Origin of the sequence: Nonomuraea fuscirosea, from assembly GCF_035917475.1 — a bacterium.
Taxonomy (GTDB): Bacteria; Actinomycetota; Actinomycetes; order Streptosporangiales; family Streptosporangiaceae; genus Nonomuraea; species Nonomuraea fuscirosea.
This window is the reverse complement of the sequence record NZ_CP109074.1, coordinates 904,981-923,365: the sequence shown is the minus strand read 5'-3', so window position 1 is coordinate 923,365 and position 18,385 is coordinate 904,981. Positions and strand designations below refer to the sequence as shown.

11 protein-coding genes and 1 pseudogene are annotated in these 18,385 nt (G+C 73.2%); 8 read left to right on the top strand and 4 right to left on the bottom strand.

What is annotated here, in order from left to right:
- Positions 1-8: 8 nt before the first annotated feature.
- Positions 9-1,493 (bottom strand): ABC transporter substrate-binding protein, encoded by a 1,485-nt coding sequence (locus OIE67_RS04140; RefSeq protein WP_326636799.1) that lies wholly within the window; start codon positions 1,491-1,493, stop codon positions 9-11.
- 253 nt (positions 1,494-1,746) lie between these two features.
- Between OIE67_RS04140 and OIE67_RS04135 the strand changes: the two genes are divergently transcribed.
- Positions 1,747-2,757: a LacI family DNA-binding transcriptional regulator gene (locus OIE67_RS04135; protein ID WP_326636797.1), complete on the top strand. Its 1,011-nt coding sequence runs from the start codon at positions 1,747-1,749 to the stop codon at positions 2,755-2,757.
- A 17-nt stretch (positions 2,758-2,774) separates the two neighbouring features.
- On the opposite strand, the gene OIE67_RS04130 is transcribed toward OIE67_RS04135, so the two are convergent.
- Positions 2,775-3,995, bottom strand: coding sequence for an FAD-dependent monooxygenase (locus OIE67_RS04130; protein ID WP_326636795.1), 1,221 nt, complete (start codon positions 3,993-3,995; stop codon positions 2,775-2,777).
- A gap of 164 nt (positions 3,996-4,159) precedes the next feature.
- Complete coding sequence (locus tag OIE67_RS04125) at positions 4,160-7,189, bottom strand: AfsR/SARP family transcriptional regulator (protein WP_326636793.1); 3,030 nt, start codon at positions 7,187-7,189, stop codon at positions 4,160-4,162.
- A gap of 152 nt (positions 7,190-7,341) precedes the next feature.
- Here OIE67_RS04125 and OIE67_RS04120 point away from each other — a divergent pair, with 152 nt between their 5' ends.
- From OIE67_RS04120 to OIE67_RS04110, 3 genes are read left to right on the top strand one after another with little or no spacing between them, the layout of a single operon-like run.
- Complete coding sequence (locus OIE67_RS04120; RefSeq protein ID WP_326636791.1) at positions 7,342-8,670, top strand: SWIM zinc finger family protein; 1,329 nt, start codon at positions 7,342-7,344, stop codon at positions 8,668-8,670.
- Positions 8,667-11,912: a DUF7824 domain-containing protein gene (locus OIE67_RS04115; RefSeq protein ID WP_326636790.1), complete on the top strand. Its 3,246-nt coding sequence runs from the start codon at positions 8,667-8,669 to the stop codon at positions 11,910-11,912. Before OIE67_RS04120 ends, OIE67_RS04115 begins: the two co-directional genes overlap by 4 nt.
- Positions 11,913-11,958: 46 nt before the next feature.
- Complete coding sequence (locus tag OIE67_RS04110; protein ID WP_326636789.1) at positions 11,959-14,964, top strand: hypothetical protein; 3,006 nt, start codon at positions 11,959-11,961, stop codon at positions 14,962-14,964.
- A 45-nt stretch (positions 14,965-15,009) separates the two neighbouring features.
- Here OIE67_RS04110 and OIE67_RS04105 read toward each other — a convergent pair whose 3' ends face one another.
- Positions 15,010-15,894 carry a helix-turn-helix domain-containing protein gene (locus OIE67_RS04105; protein WP_326636788.1) on the bottom strand — a complete coding sequence of 295 codons (885 nt, stop codon included), beginning with the start codon at positions 15,892-15,894 and terminating at the stop codon, positions 15,010-15,012.
- 140 nt (positions 15,895-16,034) lie between these two features.
- Between OIE67_RS04105 and OIE67_RS04100 the strand changes: the two genes are divergently transcribed.
- From OIE67_RS04100 to OIE67_RS04085, 4 genes and pseudogenes are all read left to right on the top strand, one after another.
- Positions 16,035-17,051: an alcohol dehydrogenase gene (locus OIE67_RS04100; protein WP_326636787.1), complete on the top strand. Its 1,017-nt coding sequence runs from the start codon at positions 16,035-16,037 to the stop codon at positions 17,049-17,051.
- Positions 17,052-17,140: 89 nt separating this feature from the next.
- Positions 17,141-17,320, top strand: a pseudogene (locus tag OIE67_RS04095) (recombinase family protein); the annotation flags it as partial.
- Between the two features lie 117 nt (positions 17,321-17,437).
- Positions 17,438-17,920: a hypothetical protein gene (locus OIE67_RS04090; RefSeq protein WP_326636786.1), complete on the top strand. Its 483-nt coding sequence runs from the start codon at positions 17,438-17,440 to the stop codon at positions 17,918-17,920.
- Positions 17,889-18,242, top strand: a complete 354-nt coding sequence (locus tag OIE67_RS04085; protein WP_326636785.1) for a zinc ribbon domain-containing protein — start codon at positions 17,889-17,891, stop codon at positions 18,240-18,242. Before OIE67_RS04090 ends, OIE67_RS04085 begins: the two co-directional genes overlap by 32 nt.
- Positions 18,243-18,385: the final 143 nt, after the last annotated feature.

Below are 18,385 nucleotides of genomic sequence, written 5' to 3'. Positions count from 1 at the left end.
GGTGCTCATCACTGCCGGTACATCTCCGCCGTGTAGTCCTCGCCGCGCTTCCAGTTCGGGAACGCCCAGTCGTCGAGGCTCACCCGCACGCCCTTGCCCGACACCACCCGCGTGGCGCGCTCCCGCTCGGCGGTGAGCTTGCCATTGTGCTCGCGCAGCGTCTTCCCGATGTCGGTGATCTCGCTGCTGAGGATGCCCTGGGTGATCTCGCCGAGCGTGGGCCGCTGCTCCTTCATCTCGCTGATCACCTGGGTGACGGCGGGGTTGCGGGAGACGGGGCTGGGCGCGAGGCGTACGTTCCGGCCGAACAGCTCGACCGCCCGCTTGTACGTCGGGTGCACGTCCGCCGTGGCGACGGCCTCCAGGTCGAGGGGCACCTGGTCCATGTAGCCGGCCAGCGCCCGGTTGAACTCGGGTCCTGTGCACTGCGCGAGCAGCTCGGAGGCCGCCTCGACGTGCCTGGACTTGCTGGACACGAACAGCTGGCCCTGGGCGGGAGCGCCGTAGAGGACCGGCTCGCCGTCGGGCGAGGGCACGGGACCGACGCCGACCTTTCCGGCGAACTGCTTGAACTGCCCGTTGACCACGCCGATGTTCCACGACCCGTCGAAGAACATGCCCGCCACCCCGGTCGCCCACCTGGCCCGGGCGGTCCTGGCGTCCAGCGAGGTGGAGGCGGGGAAGACGACCTTGTCGCGGACCAGGGACAGCAGGAACTCCAGCGCCTGGACGAACGGCTCGCTCGCGTAGGGGTAGTCGCCGGTGCGCGGATCCACCAGGCCCATCTCGCCGGCGCCCGGGATGATGGCGAGCGCGGCTCCGGCCGACATGGCCAGCTCGGTCACGTGGGTCTGCATCCGCTCCTGGAACTGCAGCCCCTGGATCCAGCCGTACGCGCGGCCGCCGCCGTCCTTGGTGATGCGCGCGGCGAGGGCGCGGAACTCGTCCCACGTGGCCGGGCCCGCGTCCGGATCGCCGCCCGCCTTCTCGACCAGCTCGCGGTTGAACCAGTTGAGCGTGGCGTACTGGCGGGGGGTGAAGACGGGAAAGGTGTAGAGCTTGCCGTCGAAGACGTGCAGTCCTTCGAGCAGGCTGTCGGCGGGGAGCTTCGCCCGGATCGCGTCCGGGTCCGCCAGGGGGGAGAACCAGCCGCCGGCGACCAGGGCCGCCTCCGACGATCCGAGGCCGGCGACCGTGTGCACGTCGGCGATCTGGTTGCTCTTGAACGCCAGTTGCAGCGCCTGGCCCATCTCGCTCGGGTTGTAGACCACGTGCTCCACCCGGGTGCCGGGGTGGGCCTTGCCGTACTCGGCGAACATGCGCTCGTACAACGGCTTGAGCGGCTGGAAGTGATCCCACCAGCGGATCACGTCGGCGCCGGCCGTGGTGACGGCTTCCTGCTGCGAGGTACGGCTGCATCCGGAGGCGCCGAGCGCGCCCGCCAGAGCGGCGCCGGACAGTCCGAGGAATCGCCGGCGGCCGAGAACGGTCATGGTGGGTCCTCTCCTTCCCGCCGGAAGCGTGGCGCGGGAACTGAGACGAGGGAGCGGGGGATGGTCGAGGCGTCGGACCTGGGCCGATCCGAAGGCGAACGTTCGCCTATGGTGTGCCAGCCCAGGTGGCCACGTCAACCCTTCCGCGTTAGGGTGTGGACCAGTTCATCCCAGCCCGCAGGTGGGGAACATGGCCGCGCGGCCGTGCTGCCACACCGGCGATGCGAACGTTCGCCCTTCGGAGGTGACCACCGTGGCCAGTGTCTCGCTCAGAGACGTCGCCGCGCGCGCCAACGTGAGCTTCCAGACCGTGAGCAAGGTGCTCAACGGCAAGGGCGCCGTCAACCCGGCCACCCGGCAGCGCATCATCGAGGCGGCCGAGGAGATCGGCTACATCCCCAACGCGCTGGCCCGCAGCCTGAAGTCACGCAGCTCGCTGACCCTCGGGGTGATCACCGTCGACTTCAGCAACTCGACGCCGGCGCTGTCCCTGGTCGGCATCGAGCGCGAAGCCCGGCGGCACGGCCTCAGCGTGATCCTCAGCAGCCTGGAGCCCGACGGGTCCGACTGCGTGCGGTACCTGCGCGTGCTGATGGAACGCCGGGTCGACGGGATCATCATGAACGCCCCGGCGACCGAGGAGGACGAGGAGGTCGGGCGGCTGCTGCGGGCCGGGCCGCCGTGCGTCAGCCTGCACGACATCGCCGGCGGCGGGGTGCCGTCCGTCACCATCGAGGCGGAGAACAGCGCGGCGCTCCCGGTCCGCCACCTGCTCGCGCTCGGCCATCGCCGGATCGCCACGGTGACCGGACTCCAGCGGCGGCACAGCGCGCAGCAGCGCACCGCCGTCTACCGGGAGGTGCTGGCCGGGCACGGTGTGCCGGACGATCCGCTGCTGGTCGAGGACGGCGCGTGGGAGGTCGAGGGCGGCTACGCGGCCACGCACCGGCTGCTCGACCGAGCCCCCGACCTCACGGCGATGTACGTGCAGAACGATCTCATGGCCGTCGGGGTCCTCAACGCCCTGCACGAGCGGGGACGTCGTGTCCCCGACGACTGCTCGGTGGTCGGCTGCGACGACCATCCGGTCGCCGCCCGCACCATCCCGCCGCTGACGACCGTGCGCATGCCGTTCTCCGACGCCGGGGCGGCCGCCGTCCGCCTGCTCCTCGATCGCATCGCGGAACGGAGCGCGGCGGAGGAGGAGGTCCTGCCCGTCTCCATGGTCTACCGCGCCTCCACCGCCGCGCCGCCGGCCGGTTGAGGATCCGCCTGTGGGAGTCAGGATCCGTGCGTATGGAGTGACGGCGGGTAGTCGTCCAGGGTCATGGACTCGTACACGCGCCCGCTCTTGGTGGTGAGGCGGAGCAGGGCGCGCCTGGGGCCCGCGGGCAGGGCGGAGATCAGGCGGATGCCCTGGGTCAGCCCCGAGACGCCGAGGCGGGAGGTGGGCACCAGGGTCCTGGCCGCGCTGAGCGCCGCCGCGCGGCTGCCGCGCACGTGTTCCGTCATCGCGCGCTCGTACGCGGGGAAGGCGCGCTCATGATCGCCGCCCGCCCGCGCCAGCTCCCCCGCCAGGACGTACGCGCCGACCACGGCCAGGCTGGTGCTGCCGCCGACGGCCGGTCCCGGACAGTAGCCGGCGTCGCCGACGAGCGTCACCCGCCCCCGCGACCAGGTGTCCATGCGGAGCTGGGTGATCGAGTCGAAGTAGAACGCCGGGGTGTCGTCGAGCTCGTCCAGCCAGCGGTCCACCTCGGCGTGCAGCCCCTCGAACGCGCCGCGCAGCAGCTCCTTCTGCCGGGGCACGTCGTGCCGGTGGTAGTCGAGCTCGCGTTCGCTCCTGAACAGGAACAACGCCCGTGCCTCGCCGAGGTGCCGGGCGCCGTACATGCCGGCGGTGCGGCCGACGCCGACGTGCATGAGCATCTCCCCGTCGCGGCTGAAACCTTCCGGCAGGGTCAGCACCCCGAGATAGGCGCCGATGAAGGCGCCGAAGCGGGACTCCTCGCCGAAGACGAGGCGGCGCACGTTGGAGTGCAGGCCGTCCGCGCCGACGACGAGGTCGAAGCGGCGCGGCGGCGCGTTCTCGAACCGCACCTCCCCGTCGGGCGAGATCGCGGTGATGGAGTCGTCGAAGACGTACTCGACGTCGTCGCGCGTGGCGTCGTAACAGATCTCGCTCAGATCGTCCCGCATGATCTCGACGTGCCGTCCCGACGCGACGCTGAAGATCTTGGCGAGGTCGATCCGGACGGGACGCCGCGCGCCCTCCCCGCGCAGGGTCATCCTCGTCGCGCCGGTGGCCCGCTCCTCGACGCGCGGGAGCAGGCCCATCTTCTCCGTGATGTCCATCGCGGGCCGGAACAGGTCCACCGCGTGGCCGCCGGTTTTGCGCAGGGCCGGCGCCCGCTCGACGACGGTGACGGAGAAGCCGTGCCTGGTCAGCCAGTACGCCAGCACGGGGCCGGCGATGCTGGCTCCGGAGATGAGAATCCGCATGAACCTGCCCTCGTCTCTGTGGCTCCGCCGGCGGCGTGGCCGTCCACTTCCGTTCGATGGCGAAGCGGTCGTGACTCCAGTGTCGTCGCCGGCGCGCGGCGGCGGATTGAACGAATGTTCCCCGGCCCGCTCGTCACGAGGGCGAAGCCGCGTCCGCCGTACGGTCAGGGGGCGTGCCGCTCGATCAGCGCGGCGACCTTGCCGGCCTCCGGCGGGGACGTGACCCGCAGGAAGGTGAGGGCGCGCCGCCAGGCGGCCACGGCGGCGGGCAGGTCTCCCGCGTCACGGTGCACGTCGCCCAGCAGGCGCAGGGCCATGCCCTGGCGGCTCGGGGCCTGGATGGCCGCGCACATCGCGACGATCTCGTTCAGCAGCGCGGCCGCCGCGTCCAGGCGCCGCTGCCGGTGCCACACCTCCGCTCTGGTGAACAGCACCCGGGCCTGACCTATCTTGTCGTCTATATCGCGATAGATGGCGAGAGGCTGTTCCAGGAGACGTTCGGCGTCGGCGAGATCGTGCCGCGCGAGCCGCGCCTCGGCCAGGCCCAGGGACGCGTAGGCGACGCCGCTCGGGAAGCCGAGCGCGTCGAGCACGCCCAGCGCCTGGCCGAAGTGCCCTTCCGCGGCGGCGGGGTCGCCCTGGGCGAGCACGATCTCCCCCAGCACGATCCTGGTGAACTCGCGCGAGCGCACGTCGCCGATCTCGTCCGCCGTCCGCACCGCCCGCCGGATATACGTGTCCGCGAGCTCCAGCCGGCCCGTACGGAAGTGGATCCGGCCGACACCCCGCATGACGGTGATCTCCGTGCTCCGGTCGCCGGCCCGCGTCAGGGCGTCGCCGGCCTGCTCGTAGCAGGCCAGCGCGTCGGCATCGCGCCCCCGCAGCCGGTGCAGCTCGGCCTGGTAGACGAGGGTCAGGGCGTGCCCGTGCCGGTCTCCTGCCTTGTCGAACAGCTCCAGGGCCTCCTCCAGGGCCAGGCCGCAGCCGTCCAGGTCGTCGAGGGCCAGGCACAGCCGGGCGAGCCCGTTCAGCAGGGCCGCCTGCCCGCGCAGGTCGCCCGACACGCGGGCTCTGCGCAGCGCGGTCTCGTGCGTGGTACGCCAGGCGGTGTAAGAGTTCCTGGTCTGGAGCAGGTCCACGGTGCTGGTGGCCAGATCCCAGCACAGCTCGTCGAACCCCAGCGCCGCACATTGGCGCACGCCCGCCACGACGCCCGCCGCCTCGGCCTCGATCCAGGCCATCGGGTCGGCCACCACGTGCTCCGCGGCCTTCGCGTCCGGCCGCCAGACGATCCCGTCGCCGTGGACGACCCGGTAGTCGCCGCCGCAGAGCCGCTGGTGCGCGCGCTGGGCCAGGTCCAGCCAGCCGCTGAAGGCCCGTTCGAGAGCGGCGGAACGTGCGCCGTCCGTCTCGTCGGCCTCGGCCCGCTCGCGCGCGTACGCCCTGATCAGGTCGTGGAACCGGAACCGTACCTGCCCACCGGGCCCGTGGCCGGCCACTTCGAGCAGCCGGATGTCGGCCAGCTCCTCCATCAGCTGCTCGGCCTCGACCTCGGACGTGTCCAGCAGGGCCGCGCCGGCCCAGACCGGGAAGTCCGGCGCTTCCAGCAGCCCCAACCGGCGGAACATCCGCTGGGCCTGGGCCGGCAGGCCCTGGTAGCCGATGGCGATGCTGGCCCGGACCTCGCGGGAGCCGTGGGAGAGCTGGCCGAGCCGGCCGCGGGTGTCGCTCAGCCGGGTGATCAGGTGGCCCAGGTCCCAGTGGGGCCGAGCGGCGAGCTTGGCGCCGGCGATGCGCACGGCCAGCGGCAGCTCGCCGCAGAGCCGGACCAGGGTGCGGGCGTCGGAGGGCGCCTCGGCCACCTTCTCGGCGCCGATGATGTTCCCCAGCAGCTCGACCGCGTCCGCGACGGGCAGGACGTCGAGGTCGATGCGCCGGGTCGCGGGGAGCATGGCCAGCCGCTGCCTGCTGGTGATCAGCACGGCGCAGCCGCGCGTGCCCGGGATGAGCGGGCGGACCTGCGCCTCGTCCGCCGCGTTGTCCAGCACCATGAGGTAGCGCCGGTCGGCCAGGCTCTCGCGGTAGAGCTCGACGCGCTGGTCGAGCTCGGCCGGCAGCCGGGAGGCGTCCAGGCCCAGGGCGCGCAGGAACCGGCCCAGCGCCTCGGCCGCGTCGAGCGGATGCCGCTCGCAGCCGCGCAGGTCGATGTACAGCTGGCCGTCGGGGAACTCGTGCCTCAGCCGGTGCGCGACGTGCACGGCCAGCGTGGTCTTGCCCGCGCCTCCCTGGCCGGAGATGGCGCTGACCGGCACGGCCGTGCCGCCGGGCGCGCCGTGGCCGAGCGCCGAGAGCAGGTTCCCGGTCACCGCGGCCACCTCGTCGCGCCGGCCCACGAAGTCGGCGTGGTCGGGCGGGAGCTGGCAGACCGTGGCGCGCGGTCCGCGCTCGGCCGCTCTCAGGTCGTCGGCCAGGATGACCGCGTGCAGCCGGCGCAGGTCGAGGCCGGGTTCGACGCCCAGCTCCGCGACGACGTGGGTGCGGGCCCGCTGGTAGGCCTCCAGGGCTCGGTGGCGCTTGTCGGTCCGTACGTACGCGAGCATGAGCAGGTGCCAGCCCCGCTCGCACAGGGGCTGCTCGGCGAGGAGCGGCCGCAGGTCGCCGATCGCCTCGGCGGGCATGCCCGCGCCCAGCTTGGCCTCCGCGCCGTCCAGGCGCGCCTCGACCAGCCGTTCCGCCAGCTCCGCCAGCCGCTCGCGCATCCAGTCGTGCACCTGGACGCCCTCGGCCGGCCGCCCCCGCGACAACGCCAGGGCCCCCTGGAACCCGCGTACCGCGGCGACCAGATCGCCCCGCCGCCTATCGGCCCGCGCCCGGCGCACCTCGCGGTCGAAGACCAGCAGGTCGACGTCCTCCTCGTCCGCTTCGAGCAGGTAGCCCGAGCCTCTGGTGAAGAGCCGGAGGTCGGACGCGAGCGCCTTCCTGATGCGGGCGACGTGGGTCTGCACGTTGGAGACGGCGGAGGGCGGAGCCGCCGCCCACAGCGCGGCGATCAGCCGGTCCCTGGGGACGGGCGTGTTGACGTTGAGGAGGAGCGTCGTCAGGACCGCGGCCTCTTTGCCCTTGAGCGCGATCTCCCGCCCGTCCGCCGCCCGCACCTGAACAGGGCCCAGGATGCCGAACGTCGCTCCCGCCATGGCCGTGCCCCCACTGAGTGGATGTGTGGCTCCCCCGACAGAGTTCGATCACTAGTAGCGCGCGGTCAGGGCGGCCGTCAAGGCCGGGGCCCTATGCCCTCGCTCACATCGGCCGAGCCGGTTTGTCGGTGTGTTGATCTACTGTCCCGGCCATGACCTCAACGACGCAGGCGTACACGTACGCCGCGCCCTCCTCCCTCGTCGACGGCCGGCTCGGCCTGGCGACCTCCGGCGGCCGGGCCCTGTCCGGCCCGGCCGTCGCCCCCCGGTTCTTCAGCGGCGTGGTGACCCAGGCCGCCCCCGCCGCGGCGGCCCTGCTCGGCGTCGCCGACGTGGCACTGGCCCGCTACCACCAGCCGCAGTCGCGGCCCGGCTGGGTGCGCGACCCCGTGGTGACGTGCAACGGCGACCGGCTGCGGTTCGAGTCGTTCTCAGCCTGCGGCGGCGTCTACGCCCGGCTCGACCTGCTGGGCGGCGCGCTCGACGGCGAGGTGTTCGACCGGGGCACCACCAACGTCGACGTGAACGCGCCGCTGCGCGAGGCCCTGGCCCGCATCGGCGCGCGTGACCCGCTGCACCTGGGGGTGGGTCTGGACGAGCTGGTCGTCACCACGATGGACGGCGCGGTGGTGGAGAAGAAGGTGCCGCTGCCCGAGCGCTGGCTGCGCGGCTTCGCCGAGGTGCAGGTCATCGCCTCCGGCATGGACCAGCGCGGCGAGCTGGCCGGCATGGCGGCGGTGCGGTTCCTGCGCGGGCTGCCCAGGAAGGGCACGGTGTGGGTGGCGCAGGCGGGGCGCGAGCTGAAGGTCTCGCCGCGTCAGATCCCCGGCTCGGTTCAGCTCGCCGGCCCCAACCGGCTGGCCACCCTGCTGCCGCTGCTGCGCTTCGCGAAGTCGCTGCGGGTGTACGGCCCGGCCGACGCCGCCTCCAGCGCCTGGGAGCTGGAGCTGCCCGGCATGCGCTACACGCTGACCCTCTCGCCCGAGCGCTGGCGCGGCTTCTCCGGCGAGGGCGCGGTGCTCGACGACCTGGCCACCGACGAGGCCGAGAACGACGCCGACGTGGTGGGCATGCTGCTCAACTTCGAGCCCGAGGTCGAGATCGGCCTGCTGGCGGACCGGGCCGGTCTGCCCGCCGACCGGGTGCGGGCGGCGCTGACCCAGCTCGGCGTGGCCGGCCGGGTCGGCTACGACCTGTCGGAGGCCGCCCACTTCCATCGCGAGCTGCCGTACGACAAGGATGACGTGAGCCTGCTCAACCCGCGGCTGGCCAAGGCGCGCAGGCTCGTCGAGGCGGGCGCCGTGCAGCTCGAAGGCGAGTCGGCCACCGTCCGCACCTCGGGTGGCACCCGCCGGGTCTCGCTGGCCGACGGCTCCTGCACCTGCGAGTGGTGGTGGGACCATCGCGGCTCGCGCGGGCCGTGCAAACACGTGCTGGCCGCCCGGATCGTCGCCCGCGCCGCCGTGGAGGTCTCCCGATGAGCCTCTGGACCGAGATCCGTGACCTGGTCGCCCGCGGCCAGGTCACCCTCCTGGCCGCCCGGCTGGTCAAGCTCACCGACGCGGAACGCGCCGAGCTCGGCGGGCGCTTACCCGGCCTGGTCAAGGAGCTGCGCCACGTCCACGCCGAGCAGGTGCGCGCCGCGCACCCCGACGACTTCGACGACGAGCTGGAGTCCTGGGAGATCGGCGACCTGATCGACACGGCCGCCCCCGCGCTGCTGCTGACCGGGGTCGCCGTCATCACCGGTCCGGCCGCCGCCGTGACGTGGATGACCAGCCGCGACGTCAACCGCCGCTGGGCCGGGGAGATCGACGTCATCCAGGTGTGCCGGGTGGCGGCCACCCGTCCCCTGGAGTGGCGCCGCGACGTCGCCGTCCGGCTGGCCAGGCGGATCCGCCGCCCAGGCGACCGCATCGCGCCGCTGGCCGTGGCGCTGCTGCGCGAGTCCGGGGCCGTGCCGCCCGACCACGACCCGCTGGTGGCCGCCTGGCTGGCCGGGCCGGTCGCGGCCCGTGACCCGCTGACGCGCGTGCTGCTGCCCCGGGTCTTCGACACCGACGGCGCGGGCCGTGCCCTGCGTGACGAGCGGCTGGAGCCGCGGCCGTCGCACTGGCTGGCCGCCGCCGTCCGCGAGCTGCCCAGGCAGCAGGTGCTCGACGGTTGCGTGAGCCGTTTCCTGCGCGGCGGCGAGGCGCAGGATCTGCGCTTCTTCGTCCGGCTGCACACGCTGCTCGCCCCCACGCCCGCCGAGTCCGCTCCCCGCCTGCGCGACTACCTGCGGCTGCTGCCGTCCGCGCCCGGCCCGGTCGCCGAGCTGGCCGCCGGGCAGGTGCGCGCGGCGCTGCCGCTCGGCCACGCCGACCTGGTCGAGGCGGTCGAGGCGCTCACCTTCAGGGCCGAGGCCAAGCTCGCTGTCACGGGGCTGCGCTGGCTCGACCAGGCGCTCCGTGCCGCGCCGGAGGCGGCCGGCGACTTCGTGCCCGCGCTGACCACGGCGTACGCGCACCAGTCCTTCGACGTACGCAACCGCGCGGTCGAGCTGAGCCTGAAGCACGCCGAGGTGTTCGCCGGCCACGCCGAGGCGATCCGCGACGGCCTGCACCACCTCCCCACCGACCTGGGCGCGAAGCTGGCCGAGCGGTTCGGCGGGGAGATCCCGGCCGAGGCGCTGCCGGAGCGGAAGGAGTTCCCGCCGCTGCCGGAGCCCGCCGCGCCGCGGCCGTTCCCCGAGCCGTCGCTCTCCTCCGGCGACGGCGAGCGCTGGGTCCGCGACGAACGCCGGCTGGCGGCCTTCGTCGCCGCGGCCGCCGGTGACCGGGAAGAGCTGCGCCGTCAGCTCGGGCCCCGCGTCGAGCAGGGCCTGCCTCACTGGCAGGACTGGCGGCGCAAGGACGTGCGCCTCGACCCGGACGACTGGCAGTCGGCGCTGTGCGCCGAGCTCGTGACCCCCGGCAGCGTGCCCGAGCGGCCGCCGGTCGGGCCGCGGAAGTTCTGGGACGCCGCGAACCACTCCGTACGGGTACGCGTCCTCACCCGTGGCGAGGAGCCCGACGACGAGCCGTCGCCCCGGCGGATCACTGTGGGAGGCTTCCACCGGCCCGGCCGCTACCTCGACGACGACGCCCCGCTGCGTGCTTTCTTCATCACCTGGACCAGCGACGACGGCCCCGCTCATGCGGTGGCCCACGAGGGCGGGCGGCCGGTCCCGTTCGCCGGCGGCCGGATCCACCTGGGCCCCTCCCCCACCGACACCACCGACGCCACCGACGCCACCGACGCCACCGAGCCCAGGGATCCCACCGATCCCGCTGACGCCGAGCAACCGCCGGAGCACGGCGAGGACCCGCGGCCGGATCGTCCGGCGGGGACCCGCGCCCATTACGACGACTCCGCGCAGGCCATGCCGTCCCACGTCCTGAGCCTCGCCTACGACCGGATGGCCGAGCTCGGCGTCGACCCCGGCCGGATCAGGGCGATGCTGGCAGGGGGCCCGGTGCCTCCGCCGGGCGCGGACGAGCCGCTCGTGCAGGTGACCGTGGTCTTCGTCCCGCCCAGGCTGCGTTCGTTCCTGCCCAAGGCGCTGCCCGAGCACGAGGAGTGGCGGCGGCGCAACCACCTGCCCCATCCCCACCACGTCACCCCGCCGCACGACTTCCTGCTCCTCCGCTACGCCGAGCTCCTCGCGGCCCTGCGCGACGGCGTCCTGCCGCCGGTGCTGCTGGCCACGCCGACCTGGATGAGCGGCCATCTCGACCCCGACGTGCTGGTCGACCGGCTGGAGACCTGCGCCGCCGCCGGTGTCGAGCCGGTGCCGTCCGACCTGGCGCAGGCGCTGCTGCGGTTGCCCAGGGGCCGCCACCAGGCCGCGGCCGAGCGGGCGGCCAAGGTCGACTCGGAGGCGGCGCGCTCTGCCGCCCACTGGCTCGCCGGTGACGGTATGGCCGACCCCGAGTGCGGCCTGGTGTGGCGTCACCTGGTCGACGCGTCCATGGTCGAGTTCGGCGACACGGAGCCGGAACACTTCACCTCGGTCAGGTTGCGCCCCGTGCTGCGGGTGACGGCCCCGACCGGCCACCGGCTGATCGACGAGGTGCTGCTGCGCGAGCCGTCCGACTACCTTTACGACGACTACAACAGCACGACGTGGGCCTGGCCCGCCATGCTGCCCTCGCATCGCGAGATCGTGGCCGTCAACCTCCTGCCCTACCTGCTGCGCGGCCACTGGGGCACGTGGGCGGTTCCGGCGGAGCTCGCCGGCCTGGAGATCGCCCAGGGCCCGCCCGGCGAGGCCACCGCGGTGATCCTCGCCTTCCTCCTCGTCCAGGGTGTGCCCGGCCTGGTCCCGCTGATCCTGCGGCTGGCCGCCAAGGGCGAGCTGCCCGCCGAGGCGATCGGCCGCCAGCTCGCGCTGGTGCTGCGCCGCACCTGGCTGGAGACCCGTCCCGCCATCACGGCCCTGACCGAGCTGGCCGAGGCCGGCGGCCACCACGAGGTGTGGCGCATCCTGCGCGCCCTGCTGCCCGAACTGCTACCGCGCGAGGGGCAGCGCGCCAACGTGACCCACACCGAGCTCGTCGCCCTCGCCGCCGACGTGGCCGGCTGGACCGGCGCGCGCGGGGAGATCCCGGCCGTGGCCGCGTTCACGGGCAGCCGGCGCAAGAGCCGCTTCGCCCACGAGTGCCAGCGCCTGCACACCCAGCTCACGGAAGCCACGTCATGACCATTGACCGCACTCGCATGCATGCCCAGCTCACGGAGGCCGTGTCATGACTCTCGACGGCATTCGTACAGAGATCAGGGCTTTCGTGTTCGACCACGACGCCGAGGGGCTGGCCGGGCGACTAGCGCGGCTCACCGACGCGGAGCGGGCCGCTGTCGCCGCCGACGCGCCCGGCCTGCTCGCCGAGCTCCGTACCGACTGGGATGCCGGCTGGGGCGTCGGCGGGCTGGTCGTCGGCGCGGCCGAGGTGCTGATGATGGTGGGCGCGGCGACCCTGCCGGGTCCGGCCGGGGCGGCCACCTGGCTGACGCGGCGCGACCTCAACCCCCGCTGGTCCGACGCGCCGAGCCCGCACCGGCTGGTACGCGCGCTCTCCGGCCGCCCGGCGGCCTGGCGGGCCGATCTCGCGGTACGGCTGGCGCGCCGCGTCCGCCGTACCGACGACCGGTTCGTGCCGCTGGCCCTGGCGCTGCTGCGTGACGCCGGGGTCACCCCGCCCGACCACGAACCTCTGGTGGCGGCCTGGCTGTCGGCGACGGTCCTGGCCGAAGACCCGCTGACCCCTCACCTGCTGCCGAAGATCTTCGAGGCCACCGGCGCGGGCCGGGCCCTGTCCGGCGAGACGCTCACCCCCAAGCCGTCCCACTGGCTCGCCCTGACCGCCCGCACGCTGCCGCGCGAGCAGATCATCGCCGGCTGCGTGAGCCGGTTCCTGCGCGGCGGCGACGGGCGGGACCTGCGCTTCTTCGTCCGGCTGCACACGCTCGTCGCGCCTTCGCCCCAGGAGTCGGCCGGGCGGCTGCACGACTACCTGCGGCTGCTGCCCGTCGCGCCCGGCCAGGTGGCCGAGCTGGCCTGGCGGCAGGTGCGCGGGGCGCGGCTCGATCCCGCGGACGTGGCCGAGGCCATCGAGGCGATGACCTTCCGCCAGGAGACCGGGCTCGCCGTGAAGGGCCTGACCTGGCTCGACCGCCATCTCGGCCGCCATCCGGAACGGGTGCCCGACCACGTCACCGCGCTGACCCACGCCTACGGGCACGCCTCGCACGAGGTACGCGACCGCGCGGTCACCCTCACCCTCAAGCACGCCGCCCACCTCACCGACACGGCCCCGATCCTTGAGGCGGCCGATCTGCTCCCCTCCGCCTCGGCGCGGCAGCTCTTCGAGCGCTTCACCGAGGACTGGAGCGGCGACTTCACCCCCGGCCGCCTGCCCGAGGCCACCGTCCCCGGCCCGTTCCCGGTCTCAGGCTCGGAGATCGGCCCGTACTCGGACTCGGGCCCGGACATCGGCCCGTATTCCGTCTCCAATCCGGCGAGCGGCCCGTTCACCAGCCCAGGCCCCGCGAGCGGCCCGTTCCCCGGGTCAGGTCCGGCGAGCGGTCCGCTGGAGGTGGGCGGCTGGGTCGGGGTCGAGGCGTGGCTGGCGGCGGTCACGCGGCAGGCGCACGCGGACCGGGACGCTCTGAAGCAGACGCTGGCCCGGCGGTTCGGCGAAGAGCTGCGGCCGGTGCTCTATGACATGCCGGTGTGGCGCTCGCCTCGTGACTGGTGCACCGCGCTGGCCAGGGAACTCGTCAACCCCGGCGAGGATCCGGGCCCGCCGGACGCACGTCCACCGAGGCGGCGCACCTCGTCGCGGGGAACGACGTCCGGGGAACGGCGTGCCTCGTCCTGGGGGACGACGTCCGAGGAGCGGCAGGCTTCGTCCTGGGCTACGTCGTCCAGGGAGCGGCGGTCCGGGGCGGAGGAACCGGGTGATCTCGGGCAGGCCCTGTACGACAGCATGATGAACGTCGCCGCGACGGCGTACCAGCTGTTCCCCGGCCTGCGCACGATCTTCCCGCTGCACGAGATGCCCGACTCCTTCCAGGAGGAGTTCCTGCGGACCACCGACCTCAGGACCGATCCGCCCGAACCGGAGGCCCCACCTGAGGATCTCTACGACCCGCGGACCCGGCCCGCGCCCGCCCCTTGGAACCGTCTCCCCTCGCCGCGGCGGTGCGCCGGCCCCGACCTCTTCCTGCTGTCCCGCCTCGACGAGCTGCTGCGCGCGGCCAAGGCCGGCACTCTGCCCCCGGTCCTGCTGGCCACCCCCACCCGCGCCGACGGCCACCTCGACCCGGAGACCCTGCTCGATCGCCTGATCGAGTGCGCGGCGGCCGGCCGCGAGCCGCTGCCGCTGGACCTGCAGCAGGCCTTGTTGCGCGTCCCGCCCGGCCCCTCCCCCGGCCTGGCCGAACGCGCGAGAGCCATCGGGACGGCCGCCGCCGCGACGATCGCCCACTGGTTCGGGCGCGGCGCGCTCCCGTCCCCGCGGGTGGAGCTGACCTGGACCATTCGCCCTGGCTCCTACGGCGACCATGTCCTCGACCAAGACGTCAAGGTGAGCTGGGAGCCGATCCCGCCCACGGGTCTCGCCCACCTCGACACCCTGCTGACGGGGCCCGAGACGATCTCGTTCCGGCGCGGGTCACGGGAGTTCTGGCCCGGGATGACGCCCCATCGCCGGGAGCTGGCGGCGGCGCACCTGGCGGTCGGCCTGATCGACGGGTTCCACCAGCCCCAGCTCACGATCGACGACCTCAGCGCCCTGACTCAGGCCGGAGGCACGTCAGGGCCGGCGACGGCGCTGATCCTGGCCTACTTCCTCACCCTGGAGGGCGACGAGGCGGTGCCCCCGTTGCTGCGGCTGGCGGCCAAGGGCGCGCTGCCCGCCGCCGAGACGGGCCGGCTGCTGGGGCTGCTGGACCGGCGTACGCGTCATCCGGCGGGGCCCGCGTTGCCCTCGCTGGAGCTGGCCGCCAGGCAGGGCGCGCACGAAGAGGTCTGGACGATCCTGCGTCACTTCCTGGCCGCCTTCCTCCCTGAAGAGGGCGAACGGGCCCAGCGCCCGCACACCGACGCCGTCGTCCTGGCCACCACCATCGCCACGTGGGCCGGCGCACGGGGCGAGATCCCCGAGGTGGCCGCGTACGCGAAAAGGCGCGGTTCAACCTCGCTGACCAGGGCCTGCCGCGGCCTGCACCAGCTCCTGACCCGGCAGACCTGACCGGCTCGGCTTCGGCGGAAGGGGGCCGGCGGTTCTGTCCGCCCCCTACCGTCCTGGTGGCGGGGTCGTGGGTGCCGGGTCGGTGCCCGGTCTGGTCAGGGTCCAGCTCGCGAGCAGGTTGAGGGCTTCGCGGGACGCCGTCCCCGGCTCGGTGGTGTAGACGAACATGGTCTGGTCGTTGTCGCCCGGCATGGTGAAGGTCTCGAACTCGACGGTCAGCTCACCGACGACGGGATGGCGCAGGGTCTTGCTGCCGAACGTGCGTTGGTAGACGCCGTGCTCGGCCCACCAGGCGCGGAACTCCCCGCTGCGCTCCGACAGGGTCGCGAGCAGGTCGCGGGCCAACGGGTCGTCGGGGTTGGCGCCCAGGTCGAGGCGGAGGCTCTCGACGCAGTTGCGCGCGTGCTCCTCCCAGTCGACGAACAGGTCCCGCGTGGCCGGGTCGAGGAACATCCAGCGCGAGTAGTTCCGCTCCCTGGGCGGCATCGCGTCGAAGTCGGTGAACAGCGCGCGGGCCAGCCGGTTCGCCGCCAGCACGTCCGTGCGCCGGCCCAGGATGAGCGCCGGGTTGCCGTCTAGGCTGTCGAGCAGCTGGTAGAGCCCCGGTCGTACCCGCTGGACGCTCGGCGCGCGCCGGCGCGTGGGGCGCGTCGTCGCGCCGAACAGCTCGCGCAGGTACGTCCGGCCCGCGTCGTCGAGGTCGAGCGCGTTAGCGACGGCGTCGATCACCTGGTCCGACGGCGTGATCCGTCGCCCCTGCTCCAGCCGCGTGTAATAGTCGGTGGAGACGCCGGCCAGCAGCGCGACCTCCTCGCGGCGCAGCCCGGGAACGCGCCTGATCCGGTCGTCGGGCGGCAGCCCGGCCCGCGCCGGATCCACCTTGCTCCGGGCGCGACGCAGGAAGTCGGCCAGCTCACGATTGACGCTCATGTCTCCATGGTGCCAAGCGGGCCGCCGTCGTGCCTGGGTCTGGGAGTCCTAGGTCGCGCAGGGCCGATGATGACCCTCAGACCGGCCTCTGACGAGGGAAAACTGGTGAGTGTCAGAACGACAGAGCAGCGAGGTACATCATGACCAAGATTCGTTCCGCCCAGGTGACCGAGGTCGGCGGCGGCTTCGATTTCGTCGACGTGGACCTGCCCGAGCCGGGGCGCGGTGAGGTCCGCGTCACCGTCGAGGCCGTCGGGGTCTGCCACACCGACCACTACTTCGTCAACGGCGGCTACCCCGTGGAGTGGCCGGCCGTGTTCGGGCACGAGATCGCCGGCCGCGTCGACGCCCTCGGCGCGGGCGTGACCGGCTGGACCGTCGGCGACCGCGTCGAGGTCGGCTGGTTCGGCGGCAACTGCGGGGCCTGCGACGCCTGCCGCGCGGGCGACTTCATCCACTGCGCCCAGGTCAAGGTGCCGGGCTGGCACTACGCCGGCGGATACGCGGACGCCACCGTCGTCCCGGCAACGGCGCTGGCCCGGATCCCCGAAGGGTTCTCGGCGGTCGACGCCGCGCCCATGGGCTGCGCGGGAGTGGCGACCTTCAACTCGCTGCGCCGCAGCTCGGCGCGTGCCGGCGACCTGGTCGCGGTGCTCGGCATCGGCGGGCTCGGCCACCTCGGCGTCCAGTTCGCCGCGAAGATGGGCTTCGAGGTGGTGGCGATCTCGCGCGGCACCGAGAAGGCCGACCTGGCCAAACGGCTCGGCGCGCACCACTACATCGACTCCACAGCCACCGACCCGGCCCAGGCGCTGCAGGCTCTCGGCGGTGCGCAGGTCGTGCTGGCCACGGCCATGAGCTCCGCCGCGATGAGCGGGGCGATCGACGGGCTGAAGTACAACGGCGAACTGCTCGTGGTCGGCGCCACGCCTGAGCCGATCGAGGTCAGCCCGTTCCAGATCCTGCCGAGCACGAAGTCGGTGCACGGCCATCCGTCGGGGACCGCCAAGGACGTGGAGGACACCCTGCGCTTCGCCGCGCTGACCGGCGTCCGGCCCATCACCGAGGAGCGTCCGCTGGAGCAGATCAATGAGGCGTACCAGCGGGTCGTGGACAACCAGGCCCGCTACCGCGTGGTGCTCACCACGGGAAACTGACCGGAACGCATCAGGCCCGCCACCGTCAGGTGCTCACCACCGGAAACCGTTCCGAACACACCAGATCGGGCAGGCCCGGTGTGGCGCCGGAGCGGCAGGCGGGGCGTGTCGTCACCGCCGCGACCGGGATGGGACTGACCATCTCGGACGTGGTCACCGAGGTCGGGTCCGGGCTGAACGGCCGACGGCCGAAACTGGCCCGGCTGCTGCGCGATGCGTCCGTTTCGATGATCGTGGTCGAGCACCGCGACCGCCTGGCCCGGCTCGGCCGGCATGCGGGGCTGTCGCGGGTGGTGGAGAACTTCTGCCTCGAGAAGGTAAAAGCCGCGCTCTAGCAGCGCGAGGCAGAGAAGACCTACGGCGTCCCCGACAAGGACTTGACGCCCGTGCCGTGGTCCGCCCCCACACTCGAGAGGCTGTGGCGTCTGGAGCACCGCGACCGCTACCCGTGGTTCACCGAAGAGGGCCTGTCCTCGAGAGTGCCGAAAGAGGCGTGCCGGGTCCGGGCGGCCGGGTTCAAGAACTTCTTCGACTCCAGGTCCGGGAAAAGGAAGGGCCGCAAGATCGGCTTCCCAGACTGGCGCAAGCGCAAGCACGGCTCGAGGTTCCGCTACGACGCCGACCGCGCCCGGCCCGAGTCCCCTCGAATCATCCGCCTGCCCGGTGTCGGCAAGGTGCGCACACTCGAGGACATGTCGTGGCTGACCGACCGCATCGCGGACGGTCGTGCTCGAGTGGTCGGCTCCACCGTCCGGGAGCAGGCGGGCCGCTGGTGGGTGTCGTTCCAACTCGAGATCGACCGGACCGGCATCAACGAAAAGCGCGCGGTCTCGAGTGATGCGCCGGCGTGCGGATCGACGTCGGGGTGAAGACGTTCGCCACCATCGTGGACGACGACGGCACCGTCACCGAACTGCACGCCCCCAAGCCACTCAAGGCCGCACTGCGGAAGCTGCGCAAGGCGGGCAAGGCGGTCTCGAGTACAAGACCCGCTGGTACGGCTCGAGCGTGTGGGCGGCCGACCGCTGGTTCCCGTCCTCGAGACTGTGTGGCGGCTGCGGTGCCATCAACCGGGACCTCACGCTCGCTGGCCGGGCGTGGACGTGCGGGTGCGGTCTCGAGCACGGTCGGGACGTCAACGCCGCCCGCAACCTGCTCAACGCGATGACGCTCGAGCAGAGCGCGGCCTAGTTCCACGTCGCCGGGCAGTTCCCCGGAGACGCTAAACGCCTGTGGAGGCGACGTAAGACCAGGCTCCGGCCTGGCAGATGCCAGCGAATCAGGCAAGAGGATCACTGAGATTCGCCGAACGGCGAGTAGGCTGTGCCGCGATC

Excerpts from the sequence above, each read along its gene's own strand:
- OIE67_RS04130 (WP_326636795.1), bottom strand. The coding sequence starts at position 3,995 with ATGCGGATTCTCATCTCCGGAGCCAGCATCGCCGGCCCCGTGCTGGCG.
- OIE67_RS04100 (WP_326636787.1), top strand. The coding sequence starts at position 16,035 with ATGACCAAGATTCGTTCCGCCCAGGTGACCGAGGTCGGCGGCGGCTTC.
- OIE67_RS04110 (WP_326636789.1), top strand. The coding sequence starts at position 11,959 with ATGACTCTCGACGGCATTCGTACAGAGATCAGGGCTTTCGTGTTCGAC.
- OIE67_RS04105 (WP_326636788.1), bottom strand. The coding sequence starts at position 15,894 with ATGAGCGTCAATCGTGAGCTGGCCGACTTCCTGCGTCGCGCCCGGAGC.
- OIE67_RS04085 (WP_326636785.1), top strand. The coding sequence starts at position 17,889 with ATGCGCCGGCGTGCGGATCGACGTCGGGGTGAAGACGTTCGCCACCAT.
- OIE67_RS04125 (WP_326636793.1), bottom strand. The coding sequence starts at position 7,189 with ATGGCGGGAGCGACGTTCGGCATCCTGGGCCCTGTTCAGGTGCGGGCG.
- OIE67_RS04115 (WP_326636790.1), top strand. The coding sequence starts at position 8,667 with ATGAGCCTCTGGACCGAGATCCGTGACCTGGTCGCCCGCGGCCAGGTC.
- OIE67_RS04120 (WP_326636791.1), top strand. The coding sequence starts at position 7,342 with ATGACCTCAACGACGCAGGCGTACACGTACGCCGCGCCCTCCTCCCTC.
- OIE67_RS04140 (WP_326636799.1), bottom strand. The coding sequence starts at position 1,493 with ATGACCGTTCTCGGCCGCCGGCGATTCCTCGGACTGTCCGGCGCCGCT.